Source organism: Pseudomonas sp., assembly GCF_030150285.1.
Lineage (GTDB): Bacteria > Pseudomonadota > Gammaproteobacteria > Pseudomonadales > Pseudomonadaceae > Aquipseudomonas.
The window spans coordinates 44442-59297 of record NZ_JASLGE010000070.1; the positions used below are offsets into that span (position 1 = coordinate 44442).

Below are 14856 nucleotides of genomic sequence, written 5' to 3' on the forward strand. Positions count from 1 at the left end.
CTTGCTCGGGATCTTTTGAAGATCAATAGATCACGAGCAAGCGCATTCCTGCAGGGCGTATAGGTTAGGGTGCTATTGCCTGATGCTTTTTGATCAGGTCCACCAGGCGCTGGGCCAGTGCTGGGTAGTTTTCGTCAAAGTGATGGCCGCCTGGCAATTTCAGTGCTTCGCCCACGGCCGTCTTGGCTGTGCAACCACTTTCATCGGCTTCTTCTTCGCCATAGATGCATACCACTTTGCCAGCGGGAAGTTTGGACATTTCCTCGCCGGTGTCGGCTTCTTCTCCCGCTTTGCCCAGCCAGCCGTCAACATGGATCTCAAAGCTGCCGCTGCGGGCGAAAGCCAGCAGCATGATCGCGTCGATGCGCTTTTGTTCGGCTTCCGGCAGGCGGTTGTAGGTCGCCGGTAGCACGTCTGCGCCGAACGAATAACCCACCAACACAAAGCGCTGTGTGCCCCATTTCTGACGATAATGCTGCATTAACTCGGCCAGGTCAGTGGCGCTTTGTTCAGGCGTTTTGTGCTGCCAGTAGTAACGCAGCATGTCGATACCGACCACCGGGAAGCCGATCTTGGCCATCTCACCGGCCACATCACGGTCCAAGTCACGCCAGCCGCCATCACCGGACAGAAACAGCGTCACGGTGCTGTTTTGCTGGCCGGCCGGCACTTCAACCACGGGCATGTTTAGCCCACCGTTTTCATCGCCCACCAGGATTTTGCGCAGTTCATTGCTCAATACCTGCGGCAAGTGAATGTCGTAATCGCTGATGCGGGTCTGCGCATTGGGTTGGTCGCGTACAAAGGCAGCGCTTGGGTCGTCAGGGTTGTCGTTCCAGGCCACCAGCCAATTCCCGTGGGCTGCTGATGTCGGCATGGGCAGCGTGCAGCCAGGTTCTTCAAGTTTGAAACCGACCGACACGGCCTGAGCCTTGTCATCGGTCTGGCTGGCCAGCCAGCGCCATGCCAGGTTCGCGCCCGGGCCGATACCGCTCACGAGTGTAGCGGGGCCCTTGAGTTGTTCCAGGGCCGACTGTAAGGCTTGCTGCTGCGCGGTGCAGTCGTCCTTGGGCACAATGACTTGCACCAGTTGCGCCGCTCCGCCTCGGCTCAGTGCTATCAATTGCTTGTCGCTCAGTGCTTCATCAGCAGGCGTGGCAATGACCACGCGGGCCCGCGGCTTTTGCCCGGGAGCGACAGTGGTCAGGGTTGAGCCGTCGGTCTGGATGAGTTGCGCCAGCGTCGGTTCGGGGGTGGGGCGATTCCACAGCCAATAACCGCCAGCCGCCAGCGCGAGGACTATCACCAGGGTTACCAGCAAAAACCGCCAGGAACGATGTTTCATTAGCGTTTCACCAATCCAGTCAAGCCGCCTGCAATCAGGGCGGCGGTATCAGCCAAGGCTACCAGCGGGTCCAACCCGGCAGGCACGGCCATATAACGAGGTTCCCAGTCAGGCTGGAATTTGTCTTTGAAGCGGCGCAACCCCTGGAAGTTGTACAGGTGCTCGCCACGCTGGAACAGCATTGAGCCCAAGCGTTGGGTCAATGGCGCGCCGCGGCGTGGTTGCAGGCCAGACAATGGCACCATTCCCAGGCTGAAACGGGCGTATCCTTGCTTCTTATAGTGTTGAATCAGACCGACCATCATAAATTCCATGGTCAGTTTCGGCGCATCCGGGTGTGCACGCATCAGGTCGAGGCTCGACAGCTCATGGCTGTGAGTTTCAAGCAAGTTGGCAAAGGCGACCGGTTTACCCTCAAAGCGAATGATCGCGACCCGGAAGTGTTTGAGGTAGTCCGGGCTGAAACGTCCCAGCGAGAAGCCTTTTTCACGCACATTCTTGCCGGTCAGCCAGGCATCGGAAATCACCTTGAGCTCATCCATTGGGGCTTCGCCTGGCTCGTGGATCTCCAATGACAGGCCATCACGGGTGCCGCGGTTCCAGGTGTAGCGCAGGTCCTTCATCTCTTTGCCTTTGGCCTCGAGGTCAAAGCGTTGCAGGTCGACCCGAGCCTCTTCGCCCAGCTTGATCGCTGTCAGCCCGATGTCCATATAGAACGGCAAGTTCTCGGCGCGTACCTGATAAAACACGGGGCGGGCGTGGTAGGTGTCACATAGGTCGCGGAACTGCCAGATCAGCTCGGCACGCTGTTGGTTCGGCCCGATGGGGTCGTACAGGGCCACCAGGCTGCGACCGCGACGGGCGTACATCAGGAATGCAGTGTCGTCCGGATGGAACAGCAGGGCTTTATCGCCGGTGAGGGCCAGGCCACCATCGGGCTGATCGGAGGCCAGAAGGATCTTTTCGGCTTTCTGCAGTTCTGCGGCGTCGGGCAAGTGAATGACCGGGCGTGCTGTGCGCAGCAGCCAGGTCAGCGACACAACCACCAACAGCACCGCCGCCCCCAGCAATGAGCGCAAGCCACGCGGCGCATCGGCATCAAGGGTGAACTGCCACCACAGTTGATGGCTGTAGGGCACGTCCTGGTAGGCGAACAGCAGCAACCAGATAGAAGCTCCCAGTACGCAGACGCTGGCCACCAGGTAAAGCGGCGAAAAAGGCAGCTCGGTCAGCCGGCTTGGGCGATAAAACGAACGGCGGAACAGCGCCAGCAGGCTGGCGGTCAGGGTCAGCAGCGTGGCCTCCTCCCAATCGAAGCCTTTTAGCAGGGAGAGCACGGCACCGACCAAGAGCAAGACCGTGGTCAGCATCCAGGCCGCGGACAGGCGGCGACGCAGGCCTTGTGCTAACAGCAGGCACAGTACGCCGATCAGGCTGGCACCAAAGTGCGAAGCATCAATCAGCCGATGCGGGATCAGAAAGCCGATGTTTTCAAGGCGAGTATCGATCTCGGGCGTCGCGCCAGAAAACAACAGGACTACGCCAGACATGAACACCAGCACGGCGAGAATCGGTGCTGCCAGGCCAGAGGCTACGCGCAGGCTTTGGCGGGTGTGGAGCAGTCGTTGTGCTTCATTGAACAGCAGCATGAAACACGCCACCAGCAATGGCAGCACCACATAAATCATGCGGTACAGCAGCAGGGCGGCGGCTAGCGGGGCGGCCCCGAGTGTGTCGGCAAAAGCGGCCAGCAGAATCGCTTCAAAAACGCCGACGCCACCGGGTACGTGGCTCAACACGCCGGCGGCCAACGCCAGCAGGTAAACCAGCAGGAACACGCCGAACGGGGGCGTTTCCGGTAGCAGCAAATACAGCACGGTGGCCGCCGCGGCGACGTCCAGCGCGGTGATCAGTAATTGCAGCAGCGTTAAGCGTGGGCTCGGCAGGCGTAACGTGCGACGTCTGACTTTGACGAGCAGGTTGTCGGCGATGGGTTGTTCGGCCAGGCGACGATTATAAATGCCGAGTGCGAGCCATCCGAACAGCAGCAGGATGACGCTGGCAATAGTGCCCAGCAGCAGTGGCGGAACATGCAGCGCAGTCGATGCCGCGTGCAAGTCGCTAAGCGTCGCCAAGGCCGCCAAAGGGGGGAGTGCGCACCCCAGCGACAGGCTGGCAAACAGCGTCATGCGTGCAACTTCTGCTGCCCCTACACCGTGCCGTGCGTATAAGCGGTAGCGCACGGAGCCACCCGACAGCAGCGACAAACCAATGGCGTTGCCAATGGCGAAGGCTGTAAAACCGCCCAGCGCCAGCGTTTTGGGCGGCAGCTTGACGCCTGCATAACGGCTGGCCGACCACTCGTACCCCAGTAGAATCACGAAACCCACGGCGGTAGCCGCCAATGCGCCGAGCAAAGCGGGTTTAGGCACTTCCAGGATTGAATCGTGCAGCGCGTAAAGGTCAAGTTCGCTTAGCAGATGGCGGCAAGCTATCAAGGCAATCGCGAACAGTAGCAGCGTGACGGCAAGCCCAATGGGTTGGCGATACTTGCTCAGCAGGTCCAGCCAGCGCAAGCGGGTTGCGTCAATGGGCTGGGCTGCGGTTACAGGGTCTTTGGGCAGTGGCGAATTATCGGGCATCAATCACCTCGTGGATCGTGCGCGATAGGATGGAGGCATCGACTCAAGTTACCAATCCTTTTGGGTAAAATATTTTGAAATACTTTCGGCCGTTTGCCTGGTGTTCAGGTAGCGGAGGCGGGAAAGCGCTCACTGCTGGGGGAGAGCATAGGTGAAGAAGCTTTCATAAATAGCGCGTTTATTGTCAATAAACGGTGATGGCGCACTTTTTCTGCGCACACAAAAAAGGCCACTCTTTCGAGTAGCCTTTCTTGATGTTTGGTTGCGGGAGCCGGATTTGAACCGACGACCTTCGGGTTATGAGCCCGACGAGCTACCAGACTGCTCCATCCCGCGTCTGTGTGGGCGCATTCTACAGAAGAACGCCGGGCTGTCAAGCTAAAATCCCGTAAGCGATTGAAATAATCCACTTTATTTCGCGGCTTTGATTGGGAGGTTACTGTGGGCAAAAACAGGCACGCACAAAAAAGGCCACTCTTTCGAGTAGCCTTTTTCGATGTTTGGTTGCGGGAGCCGGATTTGAACCGACGACCTTCGGGTTATGAGCCCGACGAGCTACCAGACTGCTCCATCCCGCGTCTGAGGGGCGCACTCTACAGTGATGAGCGGGGGAGTCAACCTTTAATCCATGAATCCCGCAAATAAGTGCATGGTCAGCTTTAGGGGGGGGATGTGCGCCCTGGATTGAAAAACACACGCGCACAAAAAAGGCCACTCTTTCGAGTAGCCTTTTTCGATGTTTGGTTGCGGGAGCCGGATTTGAACCGACGACCTTCGGGTTATGAGCCCGACGAGCTACCAGACTGCTCCATCCCGCGTCTGTGGGGTGGATTCTACAGCGATACGCAGGCGTGTCAAACCTTAATTTTAAAAAATAGCTTCTGGTTCAATTGCTTAGAGCAAAATAGCAGGTCTATGAATGGCTACAGGTCAGGCGGGGTAAGGCATTCTGCTCTATCAAGCGGTCGAGAACGATTAATAAAATATATTCACCGGCGACTTTCACCACGTCTATCGGGCTGGTTTAAACCACTGGTGCTATATACAGTGCATAGTGACATACTGGCGATCTGCATTGCCTACCCTCTATTAGGCCGCCGCCTTACATGACGCAGCGAAAAATCATCCATGTTGACTGTGACTGTTTCTATGCCGCTATTGAGATGCGCGATGACCCGAGCCTGGCGAACAGGCCCATGGCGGTCGGGGGCTCGGCTGACCGTCGGGGTGTGATTTCTACCTGTAATTATGAGGCACGGGCCTACGGCGTGCGCTCCGCGATGGCCTCGCGGCATGCGCTCAAACTGTGCCCCGATCTGATCATCGTTAACGGCAGAATGGATGCTTATAAAGAAGCCTCCAAAGAAATTCATGGCATTTTGCGTGACTACACCGAGTTGATTGAGCCGTTATCACTGGACGAGGCTTATCTGGATGTCTCTGATAGCCCGCATTTTGCGGGCAGTGCCACGCGCATTGCCCAGGATATCCGGCGTCGAGTGTCGAATCAGTTGCATATCACGGTGTCGGCAGGGGTGGCACCGAACAAGTTTCTGGCCAAAATCGCCAGTGACTGGAGAAAGCCCAATGGGTTGTTCGTGATTACGCCGGATCAGGTCGGTGATTTTGTATCGGCGTTGCCCGTCAATAAATTGCATGGCGTAGGCAAAGTTACGGCCGATAAGTTGGGGCGTCTGGGGATTGAGACTTGTCTTGATCTGCGCGGGTGGAACAAGCTGGAATTGGTGCGCGAGTTTGGTTCTTTTGGTGAGCGTTTGTGGGGGCTGGCGCGTGGGATTGATGAGCGTTTGGTGCAGAGTGATAGCCGACGTCAGTCTGTCAGTGTCGAGAATACGTATGACGCTGATTTACCGGATCTAGCGGCGTGCCTGGAAAAACTGCCTGAACTGCTTGCTACCTTAAACGGGCGGATTGGCCGGATTGATAGCAGCTATCGCCCCGGTAAACCGTTCGTCAAAGTGAAGTTCCACGACTTTACCCAGACCACCCTGGAGCAGTCGGGTGCAGGCCGCGACCTTCATAGTTATCAGCAATTATTGAGTCAGGCATTTGCGCGGGGGGCCAAGCCCGTCCGCTTGTTGGGGCTTGGTGTTCGTTTGCATGATGTGCGAACGGGGTTTGAGCAATTGGAGTTGTTCAATCGCTAAGTGGGCTGCCGGGTTTAGCTTGCCCCGGGGTCTGCCACCAGTCGTCCTGCGTTTTTGGTCAGGGACTGAAGGAATTCACGTTGTAATTCAGGGTCGTTGCGTGTGAGTTCGATCAGGCTTTGTTCCAATTCACTGGCCTCTTCTTCCAGGCCCAGCTCTGACAAGCGTTTGACCCTGTGCACCCACTGCTTGACGTCATCCCCTTCGAGGTCATCGTAAATCAGGCCATGGGCTTCGATCAGCTTGTTGCGCAAGTGGCTGCTGATCGACAGCGTCGAGTCGGAGTGGGTTTCGTCCTGGGCATCTTCAACCATGATGGTGAGTTTGCCGATGTGATTGAGGTCTTGTTCGGCAAAAGGCGTATCGAGCAAGTTGAGGCGCAGAATGCCGTTACGGTCGGTGGTCAATTCATGGCTGTGTTGGCCGGCTTTTACCACGACGGGGCGCTCTGCCCAGGGCAGGCTGGAATATTCCAGGCGTTTGTCGCGTTGCACTTCATCAATGCTGGCCAGGTTTTGCTCGGCGCGACCGTGAGATTGCACGTTTATGGCCGGGTTAAGCCCGGCAAAGCCATAGCTGATCCAGTCTTTGGTGACGCTGTCCGGTAATTGCCCGAACATAAAAACGTTCAGCACGTTGGCACCCACGCCTGCGACCACGGCCACTGCACCCAGCGGCATCTCATAGATTTTGCGCCAGGGCTGGTAAGGGGTGTAGCGGTCGTAATGGCGGGTGACATCAAACTCAGTGACCTCAAAGGTCTTTTGTTCATTGATACGCACGCGGCGCTGAGGAAGCTCAAGCGCGGCAGGCGAACCGACGTCAATCTGGAGGCTGTGGGCAAGCAGTTTGCGCTCGATGCGTTCTTCATGCTCACTGCGTTGTGACATGTGATTGGCGCAGCCACTCAACAACAGGGTGCCGCACATGGCGGCACCCCCGAGGGTCAAGGTCCTTCGATTAAACATGGCGTCTCTATTTGGTTTCAGCGACGAATGCGCGCCTGAAGAAAGTTCAGGACGTCAGCAACAGGCAGGGCCTGGGCTTCTGCGTCGGTGCGGCTCTTGTATTCCAGGTTGCCTTCGGCCAGGCCGCGGTCGCTGACAACGATGCGGTGTGGAATACCGATCAGTTCCATGTCTGCGAACTTGATGCCCGGGCTGGTTTTTTTGTCGCGGTCATCCAGCAAGACTTCAAACCCGGCAGCCGTCAGTTCGGCATACAGCGTGTCAGTGGCTTCGCGAACGGCATCGGTTTCGTAACGCAAAGGCACCAGTGCCACCTGGAACGGTGCCAGGGCGTCGCTCCAGATAATGCCGCGCTCGTCGTTGTTCTGCTCGATGGCGGCCGCCACCACGCGAGAAACACCGATGCCGTAGCAGCCCATTGCCAGGGTGACAGGTTTGCCGTTTTCGCCCAGAACCTGGCACTTCATGGCTTCGCTGTACTTGGTTCCCAATTGGAAAATATGGCCAACCTCGATACCGCGTTTGATTTCCAGGGTGCCTTTGCCGTCCGGGCTCGGGTCGCCGGCCACCACATTGCGCAGGTCGGCAACAGTAGGCACGGGCAGATCGCGCTCCCAGTTCACGCCAAAGTAGTGTTTGTCGTCGATGTTGGCACCCACGCCGAAGTCGCTCATGAACTCGACCGAGCGGTCGATGATGCAAGGCAGGGGCAGGTTCAGTGGGCCCAGGGAGCCCGCGCCGGCACCGATGGCGTCGCGCAGTTCGGCATCCGAGGCCATGGTCAGCGGGCTTGCCACCAACGGGTGGTTGCCGGCCTTGATTTCGTTCAGTTCGTGGTCACCACGGATCACCAAGGCAATCAGTTTGCCTTCTTCGGCCGCGTGAACGATCAGGGTCTTGACGGTTTTTTCGATTGGCAGGTTGTAGCCTTCAACCAATTGCGCGATGGTTTTGGCGTCAGGTGTGTCGACCAGGCTCAGGGCTTGTGTGGCCGCCGGGCGAGAGGTTTCACGCGGCACCGCTTCGGCTTTTTCAATGTTGGCGGCATAGTCGGAACCGTTGCTGAATACGATGTCGTCTTCACCGGACTCGGCCAGTACGTGGAACTCATGGGAACCAGCACCACCAATGGAACCGTTGTCGGCTTCAACCGGGCGGAAGTTCAGGCCCAGGCGGGTAAACACGTTGCAGTAAGCCTGGTGCATGCGGTCATACGTGACCTGCAGTGACGCTTCGTCCGCGTGGAACGAATAGGCGTCCTTCATGATGAATTCGCGGCCGCGCATCAAGCCAAAGCGTGGGCGGATTTCATCACGGAATTTGGTCTGGATCTGGTACAAGTTGATCGGCAACTGTTTGTAGCTGTTCAGCTCATTGCGGCACAGGTCGGTGATAACTTCTTCGTGAGTCGGGCCCACGCAGAACTCGCGGCCATGGCGATCTTTAAGGCGCAACAGCTCGGGGCCGTATTCTTCCCAGCGACCGGATTCTTGCCACAGTTCAGCCGGTTGAATGCTCGGCATCAGCACTTCCAAAGCGCCCGCAGCATTCATTTCTTCGCGAACGATGGCTTCGGCTTTGCGCATGATCCGCAAGCCCATGGGCAGCCAGGTGTACAAGCCCGAAGCAAGTTTACGAATCATGCCGGCGCGCAGCATCAGCTGATGGCTGATAACGACCGCGTCTGAAGGCGTTTCTTTCTGTGTGGCGAGCAAATATTGACTGGTGCGCATGGTTAGTCGTGGCCGTTGCAGATGGCTAGAAATGACTGAGCATTGTACGGGCGAGAGGTGCCTGCGTACAGGGCGGCGGGGGGAGGTGGGCTCCCCCTTGTATTTACGGGGTTTGGTCAGTGTCTACGGAGGGTTTTTGGCGGGCGCGACGGCTTTCCTGATACCAGTGCAGGCTGATCAATATCAGGGTGGGTATGCCCATGATGGCGGTGATGATAAAAAAGGTGTGGTAGCCGAACTTCTCGACCAGCACGCCCGAATAGCCGCCCATCAAACGGGGCAATAACAGCATGATTGAACTGAGCAGGGCGTATTGCGTGGCGGAAAACTTGAGGTTGGTCAGGCTGGACAGATAAGCCACAAAAGCGGAAGTGGCCAGGCCCGAGCTGAAGTTGTCGAGCGAAATGGTGACAATCAGCATTTGCAGATTGGGCCCCATATCCGTCAGCAGCATAAAGAGCAGGTTGGTGCCGGCAGAAGCTGCGCCCCCAATCAGCAGAATGGGCAAAATGCCAAAGCGCACAATCAGCAGGCCACCCATACCGGCCCCGACCAGGGTCATGATCAGGCCAAAGATCTTGCTGACCCCGGCAATCTGGTCTTTGGTAAAGCCTTGATCGATATAGAACACGTTGGCCATGACGCCCATGACCGTGTCAGACATGCGGTAAGTCGCAATCAGGCCGAGCAGCAGCAAGGCTTGCCAGCGATAACGCAGGATAAAGTCGTTGACGGGCGTCAGCACCGGTGCCAGACCGCGCCGCCCCAATGAGGACAGGCACATAACGGTGAGCAAGGTGTAGAGAATGGCGCGCAAGAAGGCGCGATCTTCCAGCACCAGGTTGACAGGGCTGATGCCTTCAAACAGCACACCGGCAAAGTTGGTGTTGTACAACTGAGTGAACATGGCGGGCACGGACACCAGCAGCACAATCAGCACAAATACTGAGGCCAATTGATGGCCAAAGCTGTAGCGCCCGGCTGACAGTTGGGTGCGAAGCGGAACCGGCGGTTCGCGCATAAAAAAAGTGGTCAGCAGCGCGGGCACCATCAGCAGCCCGAAGAGCACATAGGTGCCGGTCCAGGCCGAATGCTTGTAATTGAACCCGGTAGAGCCGAAGCCCTCGGCAAAAAACAGCGCTCCCGCGGTGGCCAGCAGGGCGGCCACACGGTAGCCGGACATGTAACTGGCGGCCAGCGCAGCCTGGCGGCTGTCCTCGGCGATTTCCAGGCGATAGGCATCAACGGCAATGTCTTGGGTTGCCGAGGCGAAGGACACCAGAACTGCAATTGCTATCAGCCATGAAAGATGCTTCTGGGGGTCGCAAAACCCCATGCCGATCAAGCCGAGCATCACCAGCGATTGTGACAGCACCAGCCAGGAACGCCGGCGGCCAAGCTTACCGAGCAACGGTAGGCGCCACTGGTCAAGCAGCGGCGACCACACCCACTTGAAGGCATAAGCGAGCCCGATCAGGCTGGCATAACCAATGGTCTCGCGAGCAACTCCGGCTTCGCGCAACCAGACAGACAGCGTGGAGAACACCAGCATGTACGGTAAACCGGCGGCAAAACCGAGCAGCAACAGCACAAGGGTCGAGGGGCTGGAATAGGCAGCTAGCGCTTCGCGCCAGGTTTTACGGGGCATAGACTCGAGTCTGCCTCTGATTACGGAAACAAAGGGCGCACTCTAACCGCAGTGCTCTATCGGACGCCAGCCATGACGCTTTAAATCCACGCGACTGTTCATAATGCTTAAACCCTCGCTGCGCAGACGGGCTCTTTGTTCGTCTCCTGACGCGCTACCCGCCGGCAAACTGATGCGGCCCCCGGCAGCCAAAACCCTGTGCCAGGGCAGCCGCGTGTCTTCCGGCAGTTGGCTGAGTGTGCGCCCGACCCAACGCGCCGCCCGGCCAAGGCCGGCCAATTCGGCGAGTTGACCATACGTCACCACATAACCGCAGGGCACTTGTATCAGGGTCGAATACAGCGCCATACGGCGAATATCAGCCGGGGACGGTTCCGGCTGTGGGCTCAAGGCAGAAGGTGTTGTCGTCATGGCGTGATGGGTCATCGGGGGCATTCATCTCAATGAGACTAATGGAACTACATAATCATCGTTGGGTCTTTCTTTTCGATACGCTCATCCGGATCATGCCGGCATTATTTCGAACTCCTGAGTTTTCCACCTGCTTATGTTGCCCAGAACCTTGTTATGCCTTGCTGTTTTCACTGTGTCCTCGCCGTTGTTGGCTGACACGGTGTGGTTGAAAAACGGCGACCGCCTGAGCGGTAAAATCAAAGTGTTCGATGGCGGCAAGTTGCTGGTTCAGACGGACTATGCCGGGGCCATTTCTGTTGATTGGAAGCAGGTCAAGACCCTGGAAAGCGATCAGCAATTGTTGGTCAAACAGGATGCCTACGCCGGTGAGGTGGCCAAGTCGCTTACGGCCACCGAGGACGGCAAGGTGATTCTGGCCAATGGCGAGAGCTCTAAAACCGTGGAATTGGCCAGTATCCAGCAGATCATGAAACCTAAAGCCGTGATTCAAGACCTGGCCTGGAAGGGCAATGTGGATGTCGCGCTTAACTACAAACGTGCCGACAAAGACACGGATGATTACGACGTGAGTTTCAAAACTTCGGCCCGGCATGGTTCCTGGCGTCATCATGCGGAAGGTGAGTACAACCGCGAATTTCAAAACGATGTGGTCACCACTGACAACTGGAGCGCAGGGTATGCGCTGGACTATTTCATCGATGAACAATGGTACTGGCAAGGGCGGCTGAACTACACACGAGACAAGGTTGAAGATATTGCCCGTCAGCGCACCGTGGGCACCGGCCCGGGTTATCAGTTCTGGGATGATGAGTTGGGCGCGTTCTCGCTGGGCTCATTGCTTAATCGCACTGACTATGAATATTCCGACGACAAGAAAGAGAACTTCTACTCGCTGGCCATGAGGTGGGATTACAACCGCTACCTGCTGGGTAAAACCGTCTCCCTCTTCACCAGTGGCGAAGTGGGGAAACCGTTGGGAGGCGATTCGGATTACAGCCTCGATGCCGAAATTGGTCTGCGCTACAAAGTGACCGAGTGGGCGTCGCTCAACCTGAAGGCTGAAAAAGAGCTGATTGGCAGCGGTAGTGGTTCCGACAATGCCCTCAACAAGACCCGTTATACCGCAGGCTTTGGTGTGACCTGGTAACTGCCCAGTAACCTGTAGCCACAACGGTGGCTACAGGTGGCGCTTTTCAGGTTTAGAGGCGCAGGCCGCCGTCCAGCTCGAGAATCCGGCCGGTGTAGTAATCATTTTCAAAGATGTACGCCGCCGAATGCGCAATTTCTTCGACTTTACCCATGCGCTTGAGCGGGATCACGGAGGTCATTCTGTCAAGCGCCTCCGGCTTCATGCCCATCGTCATTTCGGTTTCAATAAACCCGGGAGCAATTCCCGCAACGCGGATGCCATAGCGGGCCAGTTCTTTGGCCCAAGTCACTGTGGCGGCTGCGACACCGGCTTTTGCGGCGCAATAGTTGGTCTGGCCAATGTTGCCAGCCCGGGAGATGGACGAGATGTTGATAATCGCCCCCTGATTGTTCAGCTCCACCATCTTGGCCGCGACTTCGCGGGTGCACAGGAAAACACCGGTCAGGTTGACGTCAATCACCGCTTGCCATTGCGCAAGGGTCATTTTGCTCATCACCCCGTCTTTGACTTTCAGCAGCAGGCCATCGCGCAGGATCCCTGCGTTATTGACAAGGCCATTGATCGCGCCAAAATCGTCTGCGATTTGCGCCACGGTTTGCGTGACCTGCTCTTCATCGGCCACGTTGCACAGGTAGGCCCGGGCTTCTACGCCGTGAGCCTGACAGGCAGTGACCGCCAGTTCGAGCTTTTCCGGGTTCAGGTCAACCAGAGCCAACCGGGCACCCTTGGCGGCCATATACTCAGCCATTGCACGGCCCAAGCCTTGGCAGCCACCCGTGATAATGATTACTTTGTCTTTCAATTGCATGGGAACCCTCGGCAGTATTTCCGGGTGATTCCTTATAGGCTATTGATCTGCGCCGTGAGTGCGGCGAGTCAGTCAAACAGTGCCCTGAGTGCGGGTTGAGCGTTAGCCCTGAACTCGTCCGTTTTCGACGGATTTTTATAAGGAGTCATAAGTTGAGCGTTGAAGCAGCCAAGCATGCCCGAGAATTACTGCTCAAGGAATACCGGGGAGCATTGTCCACGCAGTCCAAGGCCATGCCGGGCTTTCCTTTCGGATCCGTCGTGCCCTATTGCCTGGATGATCAGGGGCGGCCGCTGATTTTGATCAGCCGCATTGCCCAGCACACCCATAACTTGAAAAAAGACCCCAAGTGCTCGTTGATGGTGGGTGAGCGCGGTGCTGAAGATGTGCAGGCAGTCGGGCGTTTGACGTACCTGGCCGAAGCCGAGCAGTTAAGCGATGCCCAAGCGATTGAAGCTGCGGCCGAGCGCTATTACCGTTACTTTCCCGAGTCGAAAAATTACCACGCTGCGCATAATTTTGACTTCTGGGTGCTGAACCCGGTTCGGCATCGTTACATTGGCGGTTTCGGTGCCATTCACTGGCTGGACCACATCACGTTGGCCAACCCCTTTGCCGGTGCGGTCGAAGTGCGCATGGTTGAACACATGAACAGCGACCATGCCACCGCCATCGCCCATTACGTGGAATTGGCCGGTTTGCCCACCGCTCACCCGGCCGAGATGGTTGCCATTGACAGTGAAGGCATGCACTTGCGCATCGGCCAAGGCCTGTATTGGCTGGCATTTGCCGAGCCGTGCACAACGTCGATGAGCGTGCGTGAGGCCCTGGTTCAACTGGCGCGCGCGGACGAGTGGCCGAAAAAACAGCCGGTCCAGCCTTGAATTCAGCGCAAAGCGCCGTCATTTAAGAAAGGTTGGAAGACATTCTTCCGGAGAGGAATCATTTGATGCGCGCTTTTTTATTGCTCTTTCTGCTGTTCCCCGTGCTAGAGCTGTACGTTTTTTTCAAGGTCAGCACCGCTATCGGGTTTTTCCCTGCGTTGTTGCTGATCATTGCTGGCTCCATGCTGGGTATTCTGGTGGTGCGGGTCGCCGGCCTGGCCACCGCATTGAGTGCGCGTGAAAGCTTGAACCGCGGCGAGCTGCCCGCTCAGCAAATGTTGCATGGCTTGATGATGGCCTTGGGCGGTGGTTTGCTGGTACTGCCAGGGTTTATCAGTGACGTTGCTGGCCTGTTGCTGTTGCTTCCACCTGTGCGCCGCCTGCTGGTCAATCGCCTGCGCAAGCGCGCCGAAGAACAGGCTATTCGCCAGCGTGCGTTTGCCGATGAGTTTGAAGCGGCACACCGCACGGCCAGCCATCAGCCTGTGGGGCGCGAGCCCACTGTGATTGAAGGCGAGTTCGAGCATCGCGACAAGTAAGCTCACCCGGGTTGACGACACGGCACTTTAGGTGCCGTGTCTGTTTTTGAGTGTGGCACGGGGCTAAATATTTAACAGGCGTGCCCTTGTAATCACTTCAGACGCCCTTATGTAACGGACACCGCAGGGTTTTGCTGGCAACAGCAGGCCTTAATAAGCGAATCGCACCCGGCATTTCCGGACTTGCAAACCCAGCCGGTATTGACACCGGCCGATGAACACTACAATTAGGAGAGATCGACAATGACTACGCTTCGTCCTCTGCATGACCGCGTCGTAATCCGCCGCAGCGAAGAAGAAAAGAAAACCGCTGGCGGTATCGTTCTGCCGGGTTCTGCTGCCGAAAAAGCTAACAGTGGTGTAGTGATCGCTGTTGGTTCGGGGCGCGTTCTGGACAACGGTGAAGTCCGCCCGTTGGCTGTTAAAGCGGGTGACAAGGTTGTGTTCGGCCCTTACTCCGGCAGCAACACTGTGAAAGTCGACGGCGAAGACCTGCTGGTAATGGCTGAGAACGAGATTCTCGCTGTTATCGAAGGCTGATTCCCCGCTCATTTTCC

Annotated in this window: 12 protein-coding genes and 3 tRNA genes; 5 read left to right on the forward strand and 10 right to left on the reverse strand. The window is 57.1% G+C overall.

Going from position 1 to position 14856, the window contains the following annotated elements; translation table 11 throughout:
* Window positions 1-64: 64 nt before the first annotated feature.
* The 5 genes from Q1W15_RS15675 to Q1W15_RS15695 form a co-directional block, all read right to left on the reverse strand.
* On the reverse strand, window positions 65-1345 hold the full coding sequence (locus tag Q1W15_RS15675; RefSeq protein ID WP_300730098.1) for an AcvB/VirJ family lysyl-phosphatidylglycerol hydrolase: 1281 nt from the start codon (window positions 1343-1345) through the stop codon (window positions 65-67).
* On the reverse strand, window positions 1345-3987 hold the full coding sequence (gene mprF / locus Q1W15_RS15680; RefSeq protein ID WP_300730099.1) for a bifunctional lysylphosphatidylglycerol flippase/synthetase MprF: 2643 nt from the start codon (window positions 3985-3987) through the stop codon (window positions 1345-1347). Before mprF ends, Q1W15_RS15675 begins: the two co-directional genes overlap by 1 nt.
* A gap of 259 nt (window positions 3988-4246) precedes the next feature.
* A tRNA-Met gene (locus Q1W15_RS15685) sits at window positions 4247-4323 on the reverse strand.
* A gap of 165 nt (window positions 4324-4488) precedes the next feature.
* Window positions 4489-4565, reverse strand: a tRNA-Met gene (locus Q1W15_RS15690).
* A 163-nt stretch (window positions 4566-4728) separates the two neighbouring features.
* A tRNA-Met gene (locus tag Q1W15_RS15695) sits at window positions 4729-4805 on the reverse strand.
* A 288-nt stretch (window positions 4806-5093) separates the two neighbouring features.
* On the opposite strand from Q1W15_RS15695, the gene dinB reads away from it, so the two are divergent.
* On the forward strand, window positions 5094-6155 hold the full coding sequence (gene dinB / locus Q1W15_RS15700) for a DNA polymerase IV (RefSeq protein ID WP_300730100.1): 1062 nt from the start codon (window positions 5094-5096) through the stop codon (window positions 6153-6155).
* 14 nt (window positions 6156-6169) lie between these two features.
* On the opposite strand, the gene Q1W15_RS15705 is transcribed toward dinB, so the two are convergent.
* The 4 genes from Q1W15_RS15705 to Q1W15_RS15720 all read right to left on the reverse strand — a co-directional run bounded on the left by Q1W15_RS15705 (window position 6170) and on the right by Q1W15_RS15720 (window position 10930).
* Window positions 6170-7123: a hypothetical protein gene (locus Q1W15_RS15705; protein ID WP_300730101.1), complete on the reverse strand. Its 954-nt coding sequence runs from the start codon at window positions 7121-7123 to the stop codon at window positions 6170-6172.
* Window positions 7124-7140: 17 nt separating this feature from the next.
* Window positions 7141-8856, reverse strand: coding sequence for a proline--tRNA ligase (locus Q1W15_RS15710; protein WP_300730102.1), 1716 nt, complete (start codon window positions 8854-8856; stop codon window positions 7141-7143).
* Between the two features lie 103 nt (window positions 8857-8959).
* Window positions 8960-10504 (reverse strand): AmpG family muropeptide MFS transporter, encoded by a 1545-nt coding sequence (locus Q1W15_RS15715; RefSeq protein WP_300730103.1) that lies wholly within the window; start codon window positions 10502-10504, stop codon window positions 8960-8962.
* A 42-nt stretch (window positions 10505-10546) separates the two neighbouring features.
* A complete protein-coding gene (locus Q1W15_RS15720) occupies window positions 10547-10930 on the reverse strand; it encodes an MGMT family protein (RefSeq protein ID WP_300730104.1) in 384 nt (127 codons plus the stop codon).
* A gap of 121 nt (window positions 10931-11051) precedes the next feature.
* Here Q1W15_RS15720 and Q1W15_RS15725 point away from each other — a divergent pair, with 121 nt between their 5' ends.
* Window positions 11052-12065 (forward strand): DUF481 domain-containing protein, encoded by a 1014-nt coding sequence (locus Q1W15_RS15725; RefSeq protein ID WP_300730105.1) that lies wholly within the window; start codon window positions 11052-11054, stop codon window positions 12063-12065.
* Between the two features lie 52 nt (window positions 12066-12117).
* On the opposite strand, the gene Q1W15_RS15730 is transcribed toward Q1W15_RS15725, so the two are convergent.
* Complete coding sequence (locus Q1W15_RS15730) at window positions 12118-12876, reverse strand: SDR family oxidoreductase (RefSeq protein ID WP_300730106.1); 759 nt, start codon at window positions 12874-12876, stop codon at window positions 12118-12120.
* Between the two features lie 152 nt (window positions 12877-13028).
* On the opposite strand from Q1W15_RS15730, the gene Q1W15_RS15735 reads away from it, so the two are divergent.
* From Q1W15_RS15735 to Q1W15_RS15745, 3 genes are all read left to right on the forward strand, one after another.
* Entirely contained in the window at window positions 13029-13760 is a 732-nt protein-coding gene (locus Q1W15_RS15735; RefSeq protein ID WP_300730107.1) for a HugZ family protein, read from the forward strand.
* Between the two features lie 65 nt (window positions 13761-13825).
* Window positions 13826-14299 (forward strand): FxsA family protein, encoded by a 474-nt coding sequence (locus tag Q1W15_RS15740; RefSeq protein WP_300730108.1) that lies wholly within the window; start codon window positions 13826-13828, stop codon window positions 14297-14299.
* Window positions 14300-14542: 243 nt separating this feature from the next.
* The gene (locus tag Q1W15_RS15745; protein ID WP_300730109.1) at window positions 14543-14839 is read left to right on the forward strand and encodes a co-chaperone GroES; all 297 of its coding nucleotides are present in this window, start codon (window positions 14543-14545) and stop codon (window positions 14837-14839) included.
* The last annotated feature ends 17 nt before the right edge of the window (window positions 14840-14856 follow it).

Coding starts and splice junctions, on each gene's coding strand:
- Q1W15_RS15675 (WP_300730098.1), bottom strand. CDS start 1,345: ATGAAACATCGTTCCTGGCGGTTTTTGCTGGTAACCCTGGTGATAGTC.
- Q1W15_RS15710 (WP_300730102.1), bottom strand. CDS start 8,856: ATGCGCACCAGTCAATATTTGCTCGCCACACAGAAAGAAACGCCTTCA.
- Q1W15_RS15715 (WP_300730103.1), bottom strand. CDS start 10,504: ATGCCCCGTAAAACCTGGCGCGAAGCGCTAGCTGCCTATTCCAGCCCC.
- Q1W15_RS15705 (WP_300730101.1), bottom strand. CDS start 7,123: ATGTTTAATCGAAGGACCTTGACCCTCGGGGGTGCCGCCATGTGCGGC.
- dinB (WP_300730100.1), top strand. CDS start 5,094: ATGACGCAGCGAAAAATCATCCATGTTGACTGTGACTGTTTCTATGCC.
- Q1W15_RS15730 (WP_300730106.1), bottom strand. CDS start 12,876: ATGCAATTGAAAGACAAAGTAATCATTATCACGGGTGGCTGCCAAGGC.
- Q1W15_RS15745 (WP_300730109.1), top strand. CDS start 14,543: ATGACTACGCTTCGTCCTCTGCATGACCGCGTCGTAATCCGCCGCAGC.
- Q1W15_RS15725 (WP_300730105.1), top strand. CDS start 11,052: ATGTTGCCCAGAACCTTGTTATGCCTTGCTGTTTTCACTGTGTCCTCG.
- mprF (WP_300730099.1), bottom strand. CDS start 3,987: ATGCCCGATAATTCGCCACTGCCCAAAGACCCTGTAACCGCAGCCCAG.
- Q1W15_RS15740 (WP_300730108.1), top strand. CDS start 13,826: ATGCGCGCTTTTTTATTGCTCTTTCTGCTGTTCCCCGTGCTAGAGCTG.
- Q1W15_RS15720 (WP_300730104.1), bottom strand. CDS start 10,930: ATGACCCATCACGCCATGACGACAACACCTTCTGCCTTGAGCCCACAG.